Source organism: Paenibacillus whitsoniae, from assembly GCF_003955665.1.
Lineage (GTDB): Bacteria > Bacillota > Bacilli > Paenibacillales > NBRC-103111 > Paenibacillus_E > Paenibacillus_E whitsoniae.
The window spans coordinates 162,138-181,272 of sequence record NZ_RXHU01000034.1 but is presented as its reverse complement, the minus strand read 5'-3'; the positions used below and the strand labels follow the sequence as shown (position 1 = coordinate 181,272).

The following is a 19,135-nucleotide window of genomic DNA, read 5'->3' as shown; positions in this document are numbered from 1 at the left end:
CGACACCGGCGATCAGGAGATCCCGGTGTTTTTGCTTTGGTGGGCAGGACGAATTTGCCCCTTTCGCATTGTGCATGGTAACAAAAATGTCAGAAAAGCTCACCTTCCATCAACTTCCTGCTAACATAGCTGTTGTCAATTTATTGACCAAGTGTTAATATATGATTCGGCTATGAACTAGAACGGGGGAAGATGAGTGAAAAAGTTTAGTATTTTTGCACTAGCAGCGATGATGCTGGTTGCGTTAACAGCTTGTGGATCCAAAGACGGCGGAAGCGCTAAGATCAAATTTGCAACCGATGCGGCCTACGCGCCGATGGAGTACATGGATAAAGGCAAAATGACAGGCTTTGACATCGAGTTTCTTGATGCCGTCATGAAAGAGGCCGGCATTTCTTACGAAGTTGTCAACACCGGTTGGGACACCATGCTGACGAGTGTTGAGCAAGGGAAAGAATATCAAGGCGGTATTTCCAGCGTTTCGATTACGGATAAGCGGAAGGAATCTTACGATTACTCGATTCCTTATTTTGAGTCGATTAACATGATTTTAGTCAAAGAAGGCAGCCCTGTGAAAAGCGCCGCCGACCTGAAAGACAAAAAGGTGGCTGTTCAGATTTCCACCACAGCAGACACGCTGATGTCGGGCATCATGGGCGCGGACAACAAGTCGCTTAAGCGGATGGATAACAACACGCTGGCGCTGATGGAGCTTGAAAATAACGGTGTAGACGCGGTCGTCGCAGACGTTGCCATCGTTCGTGAATATGTAAAAAATAATCCGAACAAAAAATTGGTTGCCATTTCCGATCCGAAAAATTTCGAGTCTGAATATTACGGTATCCTGCTTCCTAAAGGCAGCGAGCTGAAAGCGAAGATTGACCCGGCGATCAAGAAAATTATCGAAAACGGCACGTATACAACGGTGTATAAAAAATGGTTTGGCCAAGAGCCGGATACTAAGAAACTACTTGAACAAAAATAATGGAACCTGGAGCATGCGCAGCACTGTGCGCATGCTTTTGTTCATGATAGGGACCTGAGAAGGAAAGACATGTCAAACGGTTCTAATGAGAGGAAAGGAAGAGTTGAATGGATTTTCGTTTCGATATTATCATTGATTATTTACCGTTGCTGCTGAAGGGGACGCTCTGGACAATCGGCATCTCGATTCTTTCCATTCTGTTCGGCTCGGTGCTGGGATTAGCTGTCGGCTTAGGCAAAATGTCCAGCCGCGGCTACTTGCGCTGGCCGTCCAGCATCTATGTGAATTTCTTCCGCGGCACACCGCTGTTGGTACAAATTTTACTCGTACACTTTGGTGTCGTGCCGTTATTTCTTGGCGAGACGAATGCCATCGTCGCTTCGATTACGGCGTTGTCGCTGAACTCGGCGGCGTACATGGCGGAGATTTTCCGCGCTGGCATTCAATCGATTGACAAAGGGCAGACGGAAGCGGCGTATTCACTGGGGATGACGCATGTGCAGACGATGAAGAGCGTTATTTTGCCGCAAGCGATGAAACGGATGATTCCGCCCTTCGGGAATGAATTTATCGTGCTCATTAAGGATTCCTCTTTATTTGCGATTATTGCGGCGCCTGAGCTGATGTATTGGTCGAATGCGATGCGCAGCCAATACTTTAAAGTGTGGGAGCCGTATCTGACGGCGGCGTTGATTTATTTTATTTTGACATATTCCTTAAGCAAGCTGCTTGGCTATTTGGAGAGGAGGATGTAGGGTGTCTGCGATGATTGAAGTACGAAATCTGCAAAAAGCGTTCGGAGACAATGTGGTGCTTCGCAACATCAGCGCGGATGTGGAGCGCAAGGAAGTGCTTGTCGTGATCGGACCTTCCGGTTCGGGCAAATCGACGTTTCTGCGCTGTCTGAACCTGCTGGAAGTGCCGGACGACGGAACGATCCTCATCGAGGGCCAGTCGATCATCGGCAGCCGCAACATTCATGAAATCCGGGCGGATCTCGGCATGGTGTTCCAGCGGTTTCACCTGTTTCCTCATATGAGCGTGGTCGATAACATTATGCTGGCCCCGATCAAGGTTAGAAAATGGACGGAAGAAAAAGCACGGGCCAAAGCGCTGGAGCTTCTGGCCAAGGTAGGGCTGGCAGACAAAGCGAACGCCATGCCGGACTCCTTATCCGGAGGCCAGGCACAGCGTGTGGCGATTGCTCGCGCACTCGCGATGGAGCCGAAAATCATGCTGTTCGACGAGCCGACATCGGCCCTCGATCCAGAGATGGTCGGCGAGGTGCTCGCGGTCATGAAGCAGCTGGCGCAGGAAGGCATGACCATGGTTGTGGTTACGCATGAAATGGGATTTGCCCGCGAAGTCGGCGATCGCGTCATGTTCATGGAGCAAGGCGTCATCGTGGAAGTTGGGAAGCCCGTGCAATTGTTCGAGCATCCGACGCAGGAGCGGACGAAGGCGTTTTTATCGAAAGTACTATAGTTGAGTATTGAAAAAGACTGCGCTCGCTAGCGCAGTCTTTGGTGTATACAGGAGACAAACTGAAAATCTATCATTGACTTCTAGCAGCATCTTCCAGTAGAATTATATCATACTATTCCTGTAGGAATAATTTACATTTTTTCCTGCAAACCATCTACTATTATACATACCCTAGGAGGCATGCTCATGTCAAATTCTGAACGTAAGTTTTCACCGGAAACGTTGGCTATTCACGCTGGACAAGAGGTCGACCCTGTTACAAAATCCCGTGCTGTCCCGATTTATCAAACAACGTCTTATGTTTTTAATGACACGGAGCATGCCGCAAATTTGTTCGCCCTCAAAGAATTCGGCAACATTTACACACGGATCATGAATCCAACGACGGATGTGTTCGAGAAGCGCATTGCCGCGCTGGAAGGCGCGCCTGCGGCACTAGCAGTAGCTTCCGGACAAGCTGCCATTACGTTTTCCATTATCAATATCGCCGAAGCGGGCGATGAGATTGTAGCGGCATCCGCGCTATACGGCGGTACCTATAATCTGTTTGCCAACACGCTGCCGAAATTAGGCATTAAAGTAAAGTTCGTCGACGCCAGCAACCCTGAGAACTTCCGCGCTGCCATTACGGAGAAAACGAAAGCGCTGTATGCGGAGTCTATCGGCAATCCGAGCGGAGATATTCTGGACATTGCCGCGGTGGCTGCGATTGCACATGAGAACGGCATTCCGCTGATCGTCGACAACACATTCCCAAGCCCGTATTTGCTCCGTCCGATCGAGCATGGTGCGGACATCGTCGTGCATTCGGCAACGAAGTTCATCGGCGGACATGGCACAACCATTGGCGGCGTCATCGTGGACGGCGGGAAGTTCGATTGGGCGGCTTCCGGCAAATTCCCGGGTCTGACGACACCGGACCCAAGCTACAACGGTGTGGTCTATACGCAAGCCGTCGGACCGATCGCGTACATCATTAAAGCCCGCGTTCAATTACTGCGCGATCTGGGTGCGTCTTTGTCCCCGAACAGCGCGTTCCTGCTGCTGCAAGGCTTGGAAACGTTGCATCTGCGGATGGAACGCCATAGCGCCAATGCGCTCGAGGTAGCGAAATACCTGGAAGCACACGAAGCTGTGGAGTGGGTGAGCTATCCAGGCTTGGAAAGCCACGCTTCCTTCAAGAAAGCGCAAACGTACTTGCCGAAAGGGCAAGGCGCGATTCTGAGCTTTGGCATTAAAGGCGGTGTCGAGGCTGGCAAGAAACTGATCCATGCCGTCGAGCTTTTCTCGCACTTGGCGAACGTAGGCGACTCGAAGTCCCTGATCATTCATCCGGCGAGCACCACGCATTCCCAACTGAGCGAGCAGGAGCAAGCGTCTGCCGGCGTAACGCCAGGTCTTATTCGTTTGTCGGTCGGCACCGAAGCGATTCAAGATATTATTTACGATCTGGAGCAGGCCATCGCGGCAAGCCAGAAGTAGTCGTCGCTTAGCCCGACGCTCGGCGTAAAACTTGTCATCACCCCGTTATTCCGATTAAAATATGAAAAGGCTGCGTTTAGGGGCTTACCTAAAGGCAGTCTTTTTTGTTGTTTGGGTGGAGCTATGAAACTTTTTCGGCTCGAACCGTGTCTATTCTTTTGAAAAGTTTTTACAACGTTTAGGGGGCAAACCGAGAAGTATGAACACGAAAATGAAGGTATCCATATCCATTTTAATAGCGGCGTCCGTCGTAGCGCTGACCGGCTGCGGCGATAAGAAGGAAGCGGCAAGCCCAACGCCTACGCCGACAACCGCAGGGACAACGCAGCCTACGTCTTCGCCGAATGGGGGCGGCCAGGTGAGTGCCACACCGACCTCCCAGGCAACGAACACGCCTGCGGCTTCCATAAAGCCGGGAGCCAGTCCCAGCGGGAAACCGGCGGCAACGCCAACGCCTGCCGGGACGAAGGGTGATGCGGTTCAGGTGGTCGCGAATCCGGCTAGCGTGACTGTGCTCGTCAACAAGCAAAACGCCTTGCCATCGAGCTATGAGCCGAATGACCTTGTCTATCCGAACGTCCCTTTCACGTTCAATGAGAAAATCGAGAAGCGCAAAATGCGCCAGGTCGCGGCGACAGCCATTGAGAAGCTGTTTGCGGGCGCTGAGAAAGACGGCATCCATCTCGCAGGCGTATCGGCCTACCGGTCTTATGCAACGCAGAAATCCGTATTTGAACGATATGTGAGCATGGACGGGGAAGAAAAGGCGAAAACGTACAGTGCGGTGCCAGGCACCAGCGAGCATGAAACAGGTCTGGCGATCGATGTGACAGGCAGCAATGGCAAGTGCGCGGCGGAGGACTGCTTCGGCGGGACGAAAGAGGCCGTGTGGCTCGAGAAGCATGCGTACGAGTACGGTTTTATTATTCGTTATCCCAAAGGCAAAGAAGCCATTACCGGCTACCAGTACGAGCCTTGGCATATACGCTATGTCGGAAACGATATAGCCAAAGAAATTCAGACGAAGAATGTCACGCTGGAAGAATATTTCCGGACGGTCCCCGTCGCCAAATAACAATACCCTCGCAGGAACGACACCGTTCCAGCGAGGGTATTTTCGTTTTACCAGCCCCGACTGTATGACGGCGGCGGCGCAAGCTCGGCCTGCAGCTCGCGAGCGGCTGTCCGGGCCCAGTACGGATCGCGCAGAAGGGCGCGTCCAAGGAAGATCAGGTCGGCGCGCCCGTTCTGCAAAATTTCTTCTGCCTGCTGCGCGCTGGTAATGAGGCCGACGGCGCCGACCGGGAGATTGGCTTCGTGCCGAAGCTTCTCGGCGAACGGCACTTGATAGCCGGGGTAGACGTCAGGCGCAACCGGCGCATTGCCGCCGGAGCTCACGTCAATGAGATGCACGCCGAGCGCTTTCAATTGCAGGGCTATATAAATATAGTCCTCCGGCGTGAGCCCGCCTTCGACATATTCATTCGCCGATATGCGCACGAATAAAGGACCGTTCCAGCGAGCTTGAACGGCTTCCACCGTCTCGCGCAGAAAGCGGAAACGGCGTTCAGCGTCGCCGCCGTATGCGTCTTGCCGATGATTCGAGTGCGGCGACAGAAACTCGTTGATCAAGTAGCCGTGAGCGGCATGAAGCTCAATGACGTCGAAACCGGCTTGCTTGGCGCGTTCCGCCGCATCGGAGAAAGCTTGAACGGCAGCTTGAATGTCTGCCAGTGAAGCTTCTTTCGGCGTTTTGGACGATTCGGAGAAAGGGATGGGCGACGGCGCCAGTGCAGGCGTGTCGAGCACCGCTTTGCGGCCGGCATGGGCCAGTTGAATGCCGATGTGCGCGCCGAAACCGTGAACGGATTCGACCACTCGCCGCAAGCCTTCGATCTGGCCGTCCTGCCAGATGCCCAGGTCACGAGCCGAAATGCGGCCCTCCGGGGTAACAGCGGTTGCTTCGAGCACGATGAGGCCGACTTGGCCGACGGCTCTTGAAGCGTAATGGACGTAATGCCAGTCCTTCACTTCGCCCGAATCGTCAGAAGCGTACATGCACATAGGCGACATGACGATGCGATTTTTCAGCGTAAGTCCGCCGATCGTATAGGGTGAAAATAACATATGAATCCCTCCTGGCCTTGCCATGATTCTTTGATTTTAAACTAATCCAATTGGAATAATCAAGTTTAGCGGGTCATCTGAAATGCTTGACGAATATAAGGATCTGCTTTACAGTTCAAATTATACGACAGGGAGGATGTCGCAATTTTGCATAACAACCTGTCGCTAAATCGAAATTTAACACTAGGTTTCACCGTGATACAATGAATCCAAGTCACTTATTTGGAGGTATTGCGATGAAAATAGCTATGCTCAGTTTCTGGCATGTACATGCGAAAGATTATGCAAAACAAGTGGATGAACACCCGAACACGGAAATTGCCGCGATCTGGGATGAACTTCCGGATAGAGGCCAAGATGAGGCGGCAAAACGCGGCGTACCCTTTTATGCTAGCTTGGAAGAACTGCTGGCAAATCCAGAGATTGAAGCCGTGGTTGTCGATACGCCAACCAATTTGCATCGCGATGTCATGATCGCCGCTGCCAAGGCGGGCAAACATATTTTTACCGAAAAAGTCGTGGCGCCTACGCTGCACGAAGTGAATGAGATTTTGGCGGCTGTCGAGGAAGCGGGTGTTACGTTGACTGTCTCGCTGCCAAGGCTGAATTCCCCTTCGACGCAAGCGATTCAGCATGTGCTGGCAGAGGAGAAGCTAGGACAACTTACCTTGGTTCGGGCACGGTTGTCCCACAATGGCGGCATTTCGACGACAGCGAATCCGAATGGCTGGCTGCCGGCACACTTCTACAATGCAGAGCAGTGCGGCGGCGGAGCGCTGATCGATTTGGGCTGTCATCCGATGTACCTGACAAGATTGCTGCTCGGACTTCCTGACGCTGTAAGCGCTTCATACGGGTATGTAACCGGGCGTGAAGTGGAAGATAATGCGGTCGCATTGCTTCACTATGCGAATGGCGCAGTCGGCATCGTAGAGGCCGGATTCGTCAACGCGCATTCTCCGTTTGTTGTTGAAGTTCATGGAACGGAAGGCAGTGTCCTGTATTCCGAGCACGATGGGCGCGTGTTGTTAAAATCAAACCGGGATGCGAACGCAGCGTGGACGGAAGTTCCGATGCCTGCGGCGAAGCCGTCGGCTTTTGACCAGTGGGTCGCGCATATTCAGCAAGGCACGAAAGCGGAGGAGAACCTTCGTCTGGCAGTAGATTTAACGAAATTGATGGAGGCGTCCAACCGATCCGCTGCAAGCAAAGGGCAGGTGCGGTTGGATTCGCTGCAACCGTAACGGGGAGACCCAAGAGGGAAAGGAAGCCGTGAACAGCATGAATCAGCCCTTTTATTTCGAACCGATGCTTGAAAATCCGATGGCACTCGATCGCCTTGATCTCAGCTTTCGTTGGGGCGGGTACGGTCTGACGATACTGAAATGTCATTTGACCTCGTTTGCCCCCGGGGCGGTGGTCGATTTTCATCATCACTCCGAGTTTGAAATTCATTATATCCCGCGTGGAAAAGGAAGGGTCATCCTTGATGGCACAACGTATCCGCTGCAGGAGGGCATGCTGTATGTCACGGCTCCCGGTGTGAGCCACCGGCAGGAAGCGGATGAGCATGAGGCGATGGGCGAGCTGTGCCTGCATGTGGACATCGTCAAGCTGGAGGAACCGCGCGATAATCTTGAGGCTGCGATGCGAGAATGGGGCGAAGCCTGGGAGCGGGCGGAAGCGGATGCTTGCATTCAGCAGCTGCGCGATGTGCCGCATATGCCTGCGCAGGACCGGCAGGATGCGATGAAATATTTTCTGGTGGCGTATGAGGCCTGGCGCAGCAATGCGCTTGGGCAGTACACGATGATTAAGCAAGCGATCGTCCAGATGCTGCTGCGCACCGTAGGCGCCTACACGTTGGATGGGCAAGGCGTCAACCTGCCTGCGCGGGACATGAAAAGCTATCGTTATCAATTGGCGGTGCAATTCATTGAAGACAACTACCGCCGTCCGCTCACGCTGGAAGGCGTGGCGGAACGCGTGCAGATCTCCTCTCGGCAGCTGCAGCGTATTTTCAAGGAGCAGGCCGGCATTTCGTTCAGCGAATATCTGGAACGGATTCGTCTCAAATATGTGTGCAGCGAGCTGCTGCAAACGACGCTGACGCTGGAGAAAATCGCCGAGCGCAGCGGCTTCACCTCCAGCAATTATTTACATTATGTATTTAAAAAAGCGTTCGGCACCACACCGAACGCTTATCGCGGGCATCAGCTGCAGCATTGACGATCCTAGCTGCAACAGCGAATGCCAAAAAAAGGATGCCCTCACCATTATCGAAATGGCCGGGGCACCCTTTTTTTATTATTCGAACAGCTTGCGCAAGTTCTCGGTATAAGGCGCCTGCACGATGCCTTTTTCCGTGATGATCGCGGTGACATACTCGTTCGGCGTCACGTCAAACGCCGGGTTGAACACCTTCACGCCTTCCGGCGCCGTGCGTTTGCCGAAGCCCTGCGTGATCTCGTCTTCATGGCGCTCCTCGATCGGAATGTCGCCGCCGGTCGGTGTGTTCAGGTCGATCGTGGACAGCGGACACGCCACGTAGAACGGTATGCCGTGGGCCTTCGCCAGCACGGCGACGCTGTACGTGCCGATCTTGTTGGCCACGTCGCCGTTCGCCGCTACGCGGTCCGTGCCGACGATGACCGCCTGCACCCAGCCCTTGGCCATGACCGCGCCGGCCATGTTGTCGCAGATCAGCGTGACGTCCACGCCCGCTTGCTGCAGTTCAAAAGCAGTGAGCCGTGCGCCTTGCAGCACGGGGCGGGTCTCATCGGCGAACACTTTGATGTTCAGCCCTTTTTCTTTCGCCAAGTAGAACGGCGCGAGCGCCGTGCCATACTTGGCGGTGGCCAGACCGCCGGCGTTGCAGTGCGTCAGCACGCCGAAGCCATCCTCGAACAGCGCGAGCGCGTGTTCGCCGATCAGGCGGTTGGTCTCCACGTCCTCCGCCTGAATCTGTTGCGCTTCTGCAAGAAGCGCCGCTTGGAACGCCGCCGGGCTCACGCCCTCGGCAGCGAGTGCAACGGCGCGCGCGCGCATGCGGTCGAGCGCCCAGAACAGGTTGACGGCCGTCGGACGCGACGTCGCCAGGTAGTCCGCCTGCTTCTGGACTTCGGCCAGAAGCGCATCTACGCCGCCATCCACGCCGCGGATGCCGAGGTACACGCCGTACGCGGCGGCGATGCCGATCGCCGGGGCACCGCGCACTTTGAGGTGGCGGATCGCTTCCCACACCTCTACAGGGGTTTCAAGCGGAAGATAAACGATCTCTTCCGGCAATAAGCGTTGATCCAGCAGATCCAGCTGCTGGCCGTTCCAGCGCAAGGATTCTAATGCGCTTTGGTTGTTTACTGTTGCTTCTGCAGAACTCATAGGGCAAAACCTCTTTCTACAGCTTGCGTCGCCAAGGCGATCAGTTCATCGATGCTGTTCACTTGGCGGTTCGTGCGGATCGCAATGGTGCCGATGCGCAGGGCCAAACGCTGAGCGCGCTCTCTGGCAGCGGCGTCTTCGATTTTATCAATGTCGGCGACATGGGCGAGGCCGACGACGCGGCGCACCATTTTCGCACCGGTAAAGCCTACAGTGTCGCGCAGCAAATTCGCTACGAAATAATCCTGGTAGCCAGGCGTTGCAAATACGCGGTCAACACCCCGCTCGTTCCAAAGCGCGCGGAAGTTCGCTTCAAAATGCGTCCAAACGTCCTTCACGGTTTGAATCAGGTAAGCACGGTACGCAGAGCGGCTTTCCTCATCCTGACTCCAGCCCTCTTGACTGGCGTAGTTCAGCAGCAAGTTCGCCAGTACAGCGCCGATGTCGAAGCCCATTGGACCGTAATAAGCAAACTCAGGATCGATTACTTTCGTCGAATCCGGTTTGATGAAAATCGAGCCCGTATGCAAGTCCCCGTGCAGCAGCGCTTGAGACTGCGTCAGAAATTTATTGCGGAGAATCGCGACTTCGAGATGAAGCTCGCTGTCGTTCCACAGCGCCTCGGCGGCATCGCGGATGTGGGCTTCAATGTTATTATTGTCCGAATTGCGGTACGGATCGTCGAAAATCAAATCTTCGGTAATTTTGCACAGCTCCGGGTTGATAAAGCGGCCTTGCTGCAGCTTTTTCTCCTGCTGATTTTTCCCAAGGTCGGAAGTGAAGAACAGGGTGTGGGCCAGGAAGCGTCCGATATGCTCGGCAAAAAGCGGATACTGATTGCGCTCAATCAAGCCGCGGCGCATGATAACGTGATCGCTGAGGTCTTCCATGACCGTCAGGGCCAAATCGGCGTCGTACGCGTACACATGCGGTACGAGGTCCGGGCACAGCGCTTCTTCAATCATCAGCGCTTCGCTTTCAATGCGGGCGCGGTCGAGCGTAAGCGGCCATGATTCGCCGACAACTTTGGCATAAGGCAGCGCCTGTTTTATAATAATGCTTTTCCCCGTCCCGGCTTCGGTAATGCGGAACACGAGGTTAAGGTTGCCGTCCCCGATTTCCTGGCTGGACAGTTCGGAGCCTGGCTGAAACAACTGCGGAATTTGGCGCGCATACGCAATCGCTTGCGCTTCAGTCAGCGGATGGTAGTTTGACATTGATTTTCCTCCTATTAATATTGGATTTAATTCCAACTAAATTACTCTGTTTTGATGAGTCCTTTCCTAGTATAAGGCATATTGCGGCAGCTTGAAATACTCTGGATGCAATTGTTTCATATTTTACATAAAATCGCGGGCTAAAGCCTAAACTACGGTGTACAAGCTTGGCGTTTGAGGCTATTTTCGAAGGAGGATTAGGATGGCAACGGCAACAACGGTTTCCCCGCAAACGATTCATACTGTCCTGAACAAGCAAATTTCCAACTGGAACGTGCTTTATGTGAAGCTTCACAACTATCACTGGTACGTAAAAGGCAATCAGTTTTTCACGCTGCATGTAAAATTTGAGGAACTGTACAACGAAGCTGCGCTGCATATCGATGAACTGGCGGAGCGCTTGCTTACGATTGGCGGGAAGCCTGCGGCCACAATGAAAGCGTATCTGGAAACAGCTTCGATTAAGGAAGCTTCCGGCAGCGAGGCGGCCAATCAGATGGTGGAGGCGATCATCGCCGATTTCACAACGGTTACGGAAGAACTGAAAGTCGGCATGAAAGCCTGCGAGCAAGTCGGGGATGAGACGACTTCGGATATGCTGCTGGGCATTCAGACGAGCTTGGAAAAGCATCGCTGGATGCTGCAAGCGTTCCTCGGTTAAATTTCACGGAAAATTTACACGAATTTTAATTTGCCCGAACATGCCTCTGACGAATCTTCCGTAAACTAGAACAATAGATGAAGAATCGGAGGAAGGGCTAATGATGAAATTGGTGCAAGTGATCCTCGTTGCCGCGAGCTTGGCAGGGCTTTTGCTCGTTGCGTATGGGGCTGAACCCCAAAGACCGGCTGCGGACCCGAATCCGCTGAAGGGAAATCAGGAACAGTTTGCCCGAATTCAGAGCACGTATTACGCAGAATCGTCAAATAAATGAGGAGAGCAGTCTTGCCGGCAGCGAGGCTGTTCTTTTTTTTCTTCGTAAGCGCTCTCTGATTTGTTTTACAAGGCAAGATTATTTATAATAGATAGATTAATGAGGAGAACGGAGGCGTCGGGACAATGGGGAACGCAGTGGCGCTTAAGGAATGGGCATCGGCGATCAAAGCGCTGGAGTCTGGCGAGCAGATTTTTATTATGCGCAAAGGAGGGATTGTTGAGGAGACGCGGGACTTCCAGGTGCAGTCGCATGATTTCCTGCTGTATCCGACCTATGAGCACCAACGCCGGGAACTGTTGAAGGAAGCGTACCGGGGTGTCATTGACGAGACGCTTGCGGGCTGGTCGGCAGAAGATACGCAAGTTACGATTACAAGCTATGCCCGGTTGATTGAGGACATCGAGATCATGGAGCAGGAACGGCTCAACCAATTATTTCCCTTTCACATTTGGACGGAAAATTTCACGGAAGAACGATTGAAGTGGAAACGGAAAAATCCGCTGCATATTATGCTTTTAAGGGTATATCGTTTGAAGCAGCCGATCACCATTGGGATCGAACAGGCCTATATAGGCTGCAAATCCTGGATCCAGCTTGGAAGCGAGGCGCCTGGGGACGATGGGCTGGAGCCTGTCTTGAATGACGAACAATTTGCCGCGCAAATTGCCGAAATTAAACGGGTTTTAGCATAAAATCCATGGTTTTTTTCACAAAACGCTCTCGTTTTGCATGGAAATGCCCTTTCTTGATTTACAGTAGTGAGTTATAATAGAATTATTCTAATGAGAATCAGTGATAATCAGTTTAGATTATGGTTGTCATTTGTTTTAAAAGTACACTCAACATTATGGAGGCTTATTGAAATGGCAAATTCCCCAATTTTTACAATAGACGGGCTGAAGGCGAACGTCGAAGGAAAGGAAATTTTGAAAGGTCTTTCCCTTGAAGTTAAGGGCGGCGAAGTGCATGCGATCATGGGACCGAACGGTACAGGTAAAAGTACGCTGGCATCCGCTTTGATGGGCCACCCGAAATATGAAGTGACGGAAGGTTCCGCAACGCTCGACGGCGAAGATTTGCTGGAAATGGCCGTTGACGAGCGCGCTCGCGCAGGTCTGTTCTTGGCTATGCAATACCCAAGTGAAATTACGGGCGTAACGAACGCTGACTTCTTGCGCAGTGCGATCAATGTACGCCGCGGCGAAGGCAATGAGATCTCTTTGATCAAGTTCATCCGCCAAATGGAAGCGAAAATGAAGCAGCTTGAAATGAACCCAGAGTTCATGCACCGTTACCTGAATGAAGGTTTCTCCGGCGGTGAGAAGAAACGTAATGAAATTCTTCAAATGCTCTTGCTTGAGCCGAAAATCGTTATTTTGGACGAAATCGACTCCGGTCTCGATATCGATGCGCTTCGTATCGTTGCGGAAGGCGTTAACGCTATGCGCAGTGAAGAGCGCGGTTTCTTGATCATCACGCACTACCAACGTCTGCTTAACTACGTTAAACCTGATTTTGTACATGTTATGATGCAAGGCCGCATCGTTAAATCCGGCGGTCCTGAGCTTGCAGAGCGTCTGGAAGCGGAAGGCTATGACTGGGTGAAAGCAGAACTCGGCATCGTGGACGAAACGGTTGGTCAAGACGAAGAAGAATTCAAAATTCCAATGAACACCACAGCGCCGAAATATTAATCAACGCCGAAGTAGAAATCAGGAGGATATTATGAGCAATCAAACGACCCTATCCATCGATTCGAACTCGGTGCTTGAGCTTTCCAGAAGCAAACAAGAACCGGAATGGATGACGACACTTCGTTCCGAAGGTCTCTCCCTGGCGAATTCGCTGGACTTACCAACGCTTGAAAAAACAAGAATTGACCGCTGGAGCATTTCCTCCTACGGTTCCTATAAAGCCCAGTCGCCTGTGGCGTCTGTGGATGCACTTCCGGCTGTCAGCCAAGGGCTGGCTGGCGGGGAGAACGTGATCGTGCAGCGCAACTCCGGCATCGTGTTCACACAAGTGTCCGAAGCGCTGAAAGCGCAAGGCGTGATCTTCACCGATCTTGAAACAGCGGTACGCGAGCATGCGGATCTCGTGAAGCCTTACTTCATGAAAGCCGTTGAAGCGAACGAAAATCAAGTGACGGCGACGCATGCAGCACTGTGGAACGGCGGCGTATTCATCTACGTCCCGAAAAATGTCGTGATAGAAGCTCCGCTTCAAGCATTGTTCATCGCGGACGATGCGGAAGCGACGTTTGCGCCGCATATTTTGATCGTAGCTGAGCAGTTCAGTTCCGTCAGCTTTGTCGAGAACTTCGTATCCGCGCTTGGCGGCGCTCCGCTCGTGCAAAACGGCGTCGTGGAAGTGTTCACGAAACCGGGCGCGCGCGTAAGCTATTCCTCCGTGCACAGTATGGAAGAGTCCGTGACGGACCTGACTTACCGTCGTGCGATTCTCGAAGACGACTCCGCGATCGCGTGGGTTGTCGGCGAGCTGAACTATGGCAACTCGATGTCCGATACGACGTCGATTCTGCGCGGCAAAGGCTCCGACTCCGATGCGAAAGTAATCTGTGTCGGCACGCAAGAGCAGAAGCTGAACCTGACGACACGCGCCGTTCACTGGGGCAAAGCGTCTACGAGCGATATGATTACGCGTGCGGTTATGCGTGACGGCGCGACGGCGATTATCAACGGCATCACGAAGATCGAGAAGGGCGCGACAGGCTGCAACGGCCAACAAACGGAGAAAGTGCTCATGCTGAGCCCGAAAGCTCGCGGGGACGCGAATCCGATTCTTCTGATCGACGAAGATGATGTAAAAGCCGGCCACGCTGCCAGCGTAGGTCAAGTGAATGCGGAGCAGGTTCACTACCTGATGTCGCGCGGGATTACGAAGGAAGAGGCTCAACGCCTGATCATTTACGGCTTCTTGGCACCAGTTGTCTCCGAGATTCCGGTGAAAAGCGTTGAAGATCAGCTGCAAAGCTTAGTGGAGAGGAAGCTGGGACAATGAATACAGCCGAGATACGTGAACTATTTCCCATTTTAAAGCAAGAAGTGAATGGTCATCCCCTGGTATATTTGGACAGCGCTGCTACCTCCCAGAAGCCGATTCAGGTGATCGAGGCACTGAAGCATTACTATGAATGGGACAATGCTAACGTTCATCGCGGTGTTCATACCCTCGGCTCCAGGGCAACGGATGCGTACGAAGGCGCCAGAGCGAAAGTGGCGAAATTTATCGGCGCAGCCGGTGAGCAGGAAATTATTTTTACCAGAGGTACGACAACGGCAATCAATCTTGTAGCGTCCAGCTATGCGCGGTCGGTGCTGAAAGAAGGCGACGAGATCGTCATTACGCCGATGGAGCACCACAGCAACCTGATTCCTTGGCAGCAAGCCGCTAAGGCGACGGGCGCTACCTTAAAATATATTCCGCTTCAGCCGGATGGCTCGATTGCACTGGCGGATGTGGAAAGCACGATTACGGATCGCACCAAAATCGTTTCGGTTGTCTATATTTCCAACGTGCTGGGCGTCGTGAATCCTGTGAAGGAGATCGCGAAGATCGCCCACAAACACGGTGCGAAGATGGTCGTCGACGGTGCGCAAAGCACACCGCACATGAAAGTGGATGTGCAGGATCTGGATTGCGATTTCTATGCGCTGTCCGGCCATAAAATGTGTGCGCCGACCGGAATCGGGGCATTGTATGGGAAGAAGGCGCTGCTCGAGGAAATGGAGCCGGTTGAGTTCGGCGGCGAAATGATCGACCATGTGGATTTGTACAATTCCACATGGAAAGAGCTGCCTTGGAAGTTCGAGGGCGGCACGCCGATTATCGCCGGCGCTGTAGGGCTTGGCGCGGCCATCGACTTCCTGCAGGAAGTCGGGATTGAGAACGTGTATCAGCATGACGTTCAGCTTACGCAATATGCGCTGGACCGCATGACGCAACTTGAAGATTTGACGGTGTACGGCCCGATGACGAATCGTGCCGGGCTCGTGACCTTCAACCTCGGAGACGTGCATCCGCACGACGTGGCTACGGTGCTGGATGCGGAAGGCATCGCCATTCGTGCAGGCCACCACTGCTGCCAGCCGCTAATGAGATGGCTGGAAGTCAGCTCAACGGCGCGCGCAAGTTTTTACCTGTACAACACCGAACAAGATATAGACCGTCTCGTGATGGCCTTACAAAAGACAAAGGAGTACTTCGGCCATGCAATTGGATGACTTGTACCGTCGCGTGATCATGGATCACTACAAAACGCCTCGCAACCGGGGGAAATTTGAATCGGATGAAGCCGTAACGATCGACTTGAACAATCCGACCTGCGGCGATAAAATTTCGCTTCAAATGCAGGTGGAAGACGGGATTGTCAAATTGGCGAAGTTCACCGGCGAAGGCTGCTCCATCTCCATGTCTTCCGCTTCGATGATGACGGATGCCGTTAAAGGCAAGACGTTGGAAGAAGCGCTGAAAATGGCGGAGGATTTCTCAGGCCTGATGAAAGGTGAGCCGGTTGAATTCGAGTACGAGGACATTGAGGCGCTGTCAGGCGTCAATAAATTCCCCGCGAGAATCAAATGTGCTACGCTGGCCTGGAACGCGCTGCGCAAAGGGATCGAGCATACGCACAAAACCGAACACTAAGCACATTTTTTTCGTGAAGCACATATAAACATTACACATGAAGGAGGAATCAACCATGGCGAAACAAATGCCGGATCTTGAAGATTATAAGTATGGTTTTCGGGATGAGCACAAAGCCATTTTCCAATCGGGCAAAGGTTTGACTCGTGAAATCGTTGAAGAAATCTCAAGAATTAAGGGCGAGCCGGAATGGATGCTGGAGTTCCGCTTGAAGTCCTTGGAGCAATTCTTCAAAATGCCGATGCCGCGTTGGGGCGGCAACATGGACGATCTGGACTTTAACGACATTCAGTACTACGTGCGTCCATCCGAGAAGCAAGGCAAAACGTGGGAGGAAGTTCCTACGGAAATTAAGGAAACGTTCGATAAGCTCGGTATTCCGGAAGCAGAGCAGAAGTTCTTGGCCGGTGTCTCCGCTCAGTACGAGTCCGAAGTCGTTTACCACAGCATGCAAAAAGAGCTGGAAGATCAAGGGGTTATCTTCATGGATACCGACTCTGCCTTGCGCGAGTACCCTGAGCTTTTCAGACAATACTTCGGTACGGTTATTCCTCCGTCCGATAACAAATTCGCCGCGCTGAACAGCGCCGTATGGTCCGGCGGCTCGTTCATCTACGTGCCGAAAGGCGTCAAATGCGAAGTGCCTTTGCAGGCTTACTTCCGCATCAACTCCGAGAACATGGGGCAATTCGAGCGTACGCTCATCATCACCGACGAAGAGAGCTTCGTACACTACGTAGAAGGCTGTACAGCGCCAATCTACAGCACGAACTCCTTGCACTCCGCGGTCGTTGAAATTGTGTGCCTAAAGAACTCCCGTGCGCGTTATACGACGATCCAAAACTGGGCGCCAAACATTTACAACCTTGTTACCAAACGTGCGGTTGCTGAAGAAGGCGCAACAATGGAATGGGTCGACGGCAACATCGGTTCCAAGCTGACGATGAAATATCCGGCTGTTGTGCTGAAAGGCCGCGGAGCGAAAGGTATGGTGCTTTCCATCGCGGTTGCGGGCAAAGGCCAGCACCAAGACGCGGGCGCGAAAATGACGCACCTTGCACCGGATACCACATCCACGATCGTATCCAAATCGATCTCCAAGCACGGCGGTAAAGTAACCTACCGCGGTCTCGCTTCCTTCGGGCGCAACTCCCAAGGCTCCAAAGCGAACATTAAGTGCGACACACTGATTCTGGATAACGAATCGACATCGGATACGATTCCGTATAACGAAATCATGAACGATAACATTACGCTTGAGCATGAAGCAACGGTTTCCAAGGTGTCTGAGGATCAATTGTTCTACCTCATGAGCCGTGGTTTGACCGAAGCCGAGGCGACGCAAATGATCGTTATGGGCTTCATCGAGCCGTTCACGAAAGAGCTGCCGATGGAGTATGCGGTTGAGATGAATCGTTTGATCAAATTTGAGATGGAGGGAAGCATTGGTTAAGCTTTGAAAATTCAAGGTTTCGTACTCAATCTTCCTGATGATGTGTAAATACGTGTCCGCCGTGACCTTGATGCTCGTATGCTCAAGGCGCGCGGACACGTATTTTTTTGTTTGCGCAGGCTTTTAATAAATGCTGGCTTTGTGGGGGACGGTGAAGGCACGTTGCTAGGGCTAATGGTTGCCACAGCGACTATTTGGCTCAAAATCCGCATTTTCAAACTGTAACGGTTGCCACCGAGCCTATTGTTATGAACTCGGCCTGATTTCACCGGATTTCATCGAAATAAGCGCTGCGGCAACCGTTAGAATAAAAATTGCCCGTTTTTCAGGGCAATAAGCGCTGTGACATCCGTTACAGCTTTTTCTCACACCGGTCCTGCCGCGATGTTATTCTACCAAGTGGCAAGCCCTGCCAAGAGGTGCCTACTTCGAGCCAATTGGGTAGGCAAGCCTTTCCGCAGGAATTCGAATGCCCACCATGCTAGGTACCTGAGCAGTACCCATATTTGCAGGTTTGATGGCGGACCGAATCTGCCTTTTATGGCTTCGCATCTGACTGATCCAAGTCGCATTACAGCCTCGCCTTCAGAAGCGCTAATAAAAAGCCTCCATACTCTCCGGAAGGTTATGCCGGTTGAAAAAGCTCTGCAAAGATTCGCCCTGCTGCGGAGAATCTCCCGCGGTCAGCAGTCGGATCGCAAACCGATTGGCTTGTCTTTCAAATTTGCCTGCGACAAAGAAGGAAGACTCATCAATCCAGAAGCGGCTGATGCCGGGATGCAGCCTGTCATGGGCCAGTTCATGCGCGCAGACGAAACGCTGCCAGTTTTCATCCAATTGATTATGAATCACAATATAGCGTCGGCGCAGCTTCTTGGTGTAGAACCCGCGGGTGTTGTCGCCGAGATCGTGGAACATAACGTTGATTTTCAGGCATTTGGCCAGCTCGAATGGATTATTCGTTTTATATTTGCGAATGAGCTTATTAATAAGTTCGTCCATTCAGGTCCTCCACTACTCTTCGATAGGCTTCCTCTTGTTTTTCTTCTTGGCATCCCAGAAAATCGCTTCCATCACTTTCATCACTTTGTCTTTATCCTCTTGATCCAGCGGAACCCCGTCAAACATGACAGGCGTATCTTCGAGCAGCATCTTTTTAAAATCCCGCAAGTCCTTGGATGTTGCCCATACCGGCGGAGGAGCGTTGTCTTCATCCAGGAGATGATGCGTGGGGATGTTCAGTGCTTCCGCAATGGACTTGAGCGTCTCTACACTTGGATTGTACCGATCTCCTTCTATATCGGCAAGATACGAACGAGAGAGACTGGATTTCTCCGCCAGTTCGACTTGCGTTAATTTCCGTTCTTTGCGAAAACGCTTGATGTTGGCGCCTATGGACATG

General features: G+C 52.5%; 20 protein-coding genes. 15 read left to right on the top strand and 5 right to left on the bottom strand.

The window, feature by feature from the left end:
• Positions 1-229 precede the first annotated feature (229 nt).
• From EJQ19_RS13190 to EJQ19_RS13170, 5 genes are all read left to right on the top strand, one after another.
• Entirely contained in the window at positions 230-985 is a 756-nt protein-coding gene (locus tag EJQ19_RS13190; RefSeq protein WP_126141770.1) for a basic amino acid ABC transporter substrate-binding protein, read from the top strand.
• 107 nt (positions 986-1,092) lie between these two features.
• A complete protein-coding gene (locus EJQ19_RS13185) occupies positions 1,093-1,740 on the top strand; it encodes an amino acid ABC transporter permease (RefSeq protein WP_126141690.1) in 648 nt (215 codons plus the stop codon).
• A gap of 10 nt (positions 1,741-1,750) precedes the next feature.
• Positions 1,751-2,470 carry an amino acid ABC transporter ATP-binding protein gene (locus EJQ19_RS13180; protein ID WP_126141769.1) on the top strand — a complete coding sequence of 240 codons (720 nt, stop codon included), beginning with the start codon at positions 1,751-1,753 and terminating at the stop codon, positions 2,468-2,470.
• Positions 2,471-2,656: 186 nt separating this feature from the next.
• Positions 2,657-3,952, top strand: coding sequence for a homocysteine synthase (locus EJQ19_RS13175; protein ID WP_126141689.1), 1,296 nt, complete (start codon positions 2,657-2,659; stop codon positions 3,950-3,952).
• A gap of 199 nt (positions 3,953-4,151) precedes the next feature.
• The gene (locus EJQ19_RS13170; RefSeq protein ID WP_126141688.1) at positions 4,152-5,027 is read left to right on the top strand and encodes a M15 family metallopeptidase; all 876 of its coding nucleotides are present in this window, start codon (positions 4,152-4,154) and stop codon (positions 5,025-5,027) included.
• A gap of 47 nt (positions 5,028-5,074) precedes the next feature.
• On the opposite strand, the gene namA is transcribed toward EJQ19_RS13170, so the two are convergent.
• On the bottom strand, positions 5,075-6,079 hold the full coding sequence (gene namA / locus EJQ19_RS13165) for an NADPH dehydrogenase NamA (protein WP_126141687.1): 1,005 nt from the start codon (positions 6,077-6,079) through the stop codon (positions 5,075-5,077).
• 236 nt (positions 6,080-6,315) lie between these two features.
• On the opposite strand from namA, the gene EJQ19_RS13160 reads away from it, so the two are divergent.
• Positions 6,316-7,323, top strand: a complete 1,008-nt coding sequence (locus EJQ19_RS13160) for a Gfo/Idh/MocA family protein (RefSeq protein ID WP_126141686.1) — start codon at positions 6,316-6,318, stop codon at positions 7,321-7,323.
• Positions 7,324-7,360: 37 nt separating this feature from the next.
• The gene (locus tag EJQ19_RS13155) at positions 7,361-8,308 is read left to right on the top strand and encodes an AraC family transcriptional regulator (protein ID WP_126141685.1); all 948 of its coding nucleotides are present in this window, start codon (positions 7,361-7,363) and stop codon (positions 8,306-8,308) included.
• A gap of 78 nt (positions 8,309-8,386) precedes the next feature.
• Here the strand turns inward: EJQ19_RS13155 and mtnA are convergent, their stop codons facing one another.
• Together mtnA and mtnK are read right to left on the bottom strand one after the other, a co-directional pair.
• Positions 8,387-9,460, bottom strand: a complete 1,074-nt coding sequence (gene mtnA / locus EJQ19_RS13150; RefSeq protein ID WP_126141684.1) for an S-methyl-5-thioribose-1-phosphate isomerase — start codon at positions 9,458-9,460, stop codon at positions 8,387-8,389.
• Complete coding sequence (gene mtnK, locus EJQ19_RS13145; RefSeq protein WP_126141683.1) at positions 9,457-10,677, bottom strand: S-methyl-5-thioribose kinase; 1,221 nt, start codon at positions 10,675-10,677, stop codon at positions 9,457-9,459. The genes mtnA and mtnK overlap by 4 nt, the downstream gene beginning before the upstream one ends.
• A gap of 202 nt (positions 10,678-10,879) precedes the next feature.
• On the opposite strand from mtnK, the gene EJQ19_RS13140 reads away from it, so the two are divergent.
• The 8 genes from EJQ19_RS13140 (at position 10,880) to sufB (ending at position 17,733) form a co-directional block, all read left to right on the top strand.
• Positions 10,880-11,338 (top strand): Dps family protein, encoded by a 459-nt coding sequence (locus tag EJQ19_RS13140; RefSeq protein WP_126141682.1) that lies wholly within the window; start codon positions 10,880-10,882, stop codon positions 11,336-11,338.
• A gap of 100 nt (positions 11,339-11,438) precedes the next feature.
• Positions 11,439-11,612 (top strand): hypothetical protein, encoded by a 174-nt coding sequence (locus EJQ19_RS31810; protein WP_164716526.1) that lies wholly within the window; start codon positions 11,439-11,441, stop codon positions 11,610-11,612.
• A 125-nt stretch (positions 11,613-11,737) separates the two neighbouring features.
• Positions 11,738-12,307 carry a DUF1802 family protein gene (locus tag EJQ19_RS13135; RefSeq protein WP_126141681.1) on the top strand — a complete coding sequence of 190 codons (570 nt, stop codon included), beginning with the start codon at positions 11,738-11,740 and terminating at the stop codon, positions 12,305-12,307.
• Between the two features lie 171 nt (positions 12,308-12,478).
• Positions 12,479-13,309 carry a Fe-S cluster assembly ATPase SufC gene (gene sufC, locus EJQ19_RS13130; RefSeq protein ID WP_126141680.1) on the top strand — a complete coding sequence of 277 codons (831 nt, stop codon included), beginning with the start codon at positions 12,479-12,481 and terminating at the stop codon, positions 13,307-13,309.
• Between the two features lie 31 nt (positions 13,310-13,340).
• On the top strand, positions 13,341-14,636 hold the full coding sequence (gene sufD, locus EJQ19_RS13125; RefSeq protein ID WP_126141679.1) for a Fe-S cluster assembly protein SufD: 1,296 nt from the start codon (positions 13,341-13,343) through the stop codon (positions 14,634-14,636).
• On the top strand, positions 14,633-15,859 hold the full coding sequence (locus EJQ19_RS13120; RefSeq protein ID WP_126141678.1) for a cysteine desulfurase: 1,227 nt from the start codon (positions 14,633-14,635) through the stop codon (positions 15,857-15,859). Before sufD ends, EJQ19_RS13120 begins: the two co-directional genes overlap by 4 nt.
• A complete protein-coding gene (gene sufU / locus EJQ19_RS13115; protein ID WP_126141677.1) occupies positions 15,846-16,280 on the top strand; it encodes a Fe-S cluster assembly sulfur transfer protein SufU in 435 nt (144 codons plus the stop codon). The genes EJQ19_RS13120 and sufU overlap by 14 nt, the downstream gene beginning before the upstream one ends.
• 55 nt (positions 16,281-16,335) lie before the next feature.
• Positions 16,336-17,733, top strand: a complete 1,398-nt coding sequence (sufB, locus tag EJQ19_RS13110) for a Fe-S cluster assembly protein SufB (protein WP_126141676.1) — start codon at positions 16,336-16,338, stop codon at positions 17,731-17,733.
• 594 nt (positions 17,734-18,327) lie between these two features.
• Here sufB and EJQ19_RS13100 read toward each other — a convergent pair.
• Together EJQ19_RS13100 and EJQ19_RS13095 are read right to left on the bottom strand one after the other, a co-directional pair.
• Complete coding sequence (locus EJQ19_RS13100) at positions 18,328-18,735, bottom strand: ImmA/IrrE family metallo-endopeptidase (protein WP_126141675.1); 408 nt, start codon at positions 18,733-18,735, stop codon at positions 18,328-18,330.
• Between the two features lie 12 nt (positions 18,736-18,747).
• The gene (locus EJQ19_RS13095; RefSeq protein ID WP_126141674.1) at positions 18,748-19,134 is read right to left on the bottom strand and encodes a helix-turn-helix domain-containing protein; all 387 of its coding nucleotides are present in this window, start codon (positions 19,132-19,134) and stop codon (positions 18,748-18,750) included.
• Position 19,135: the final 1 nt, after the last annotated feature.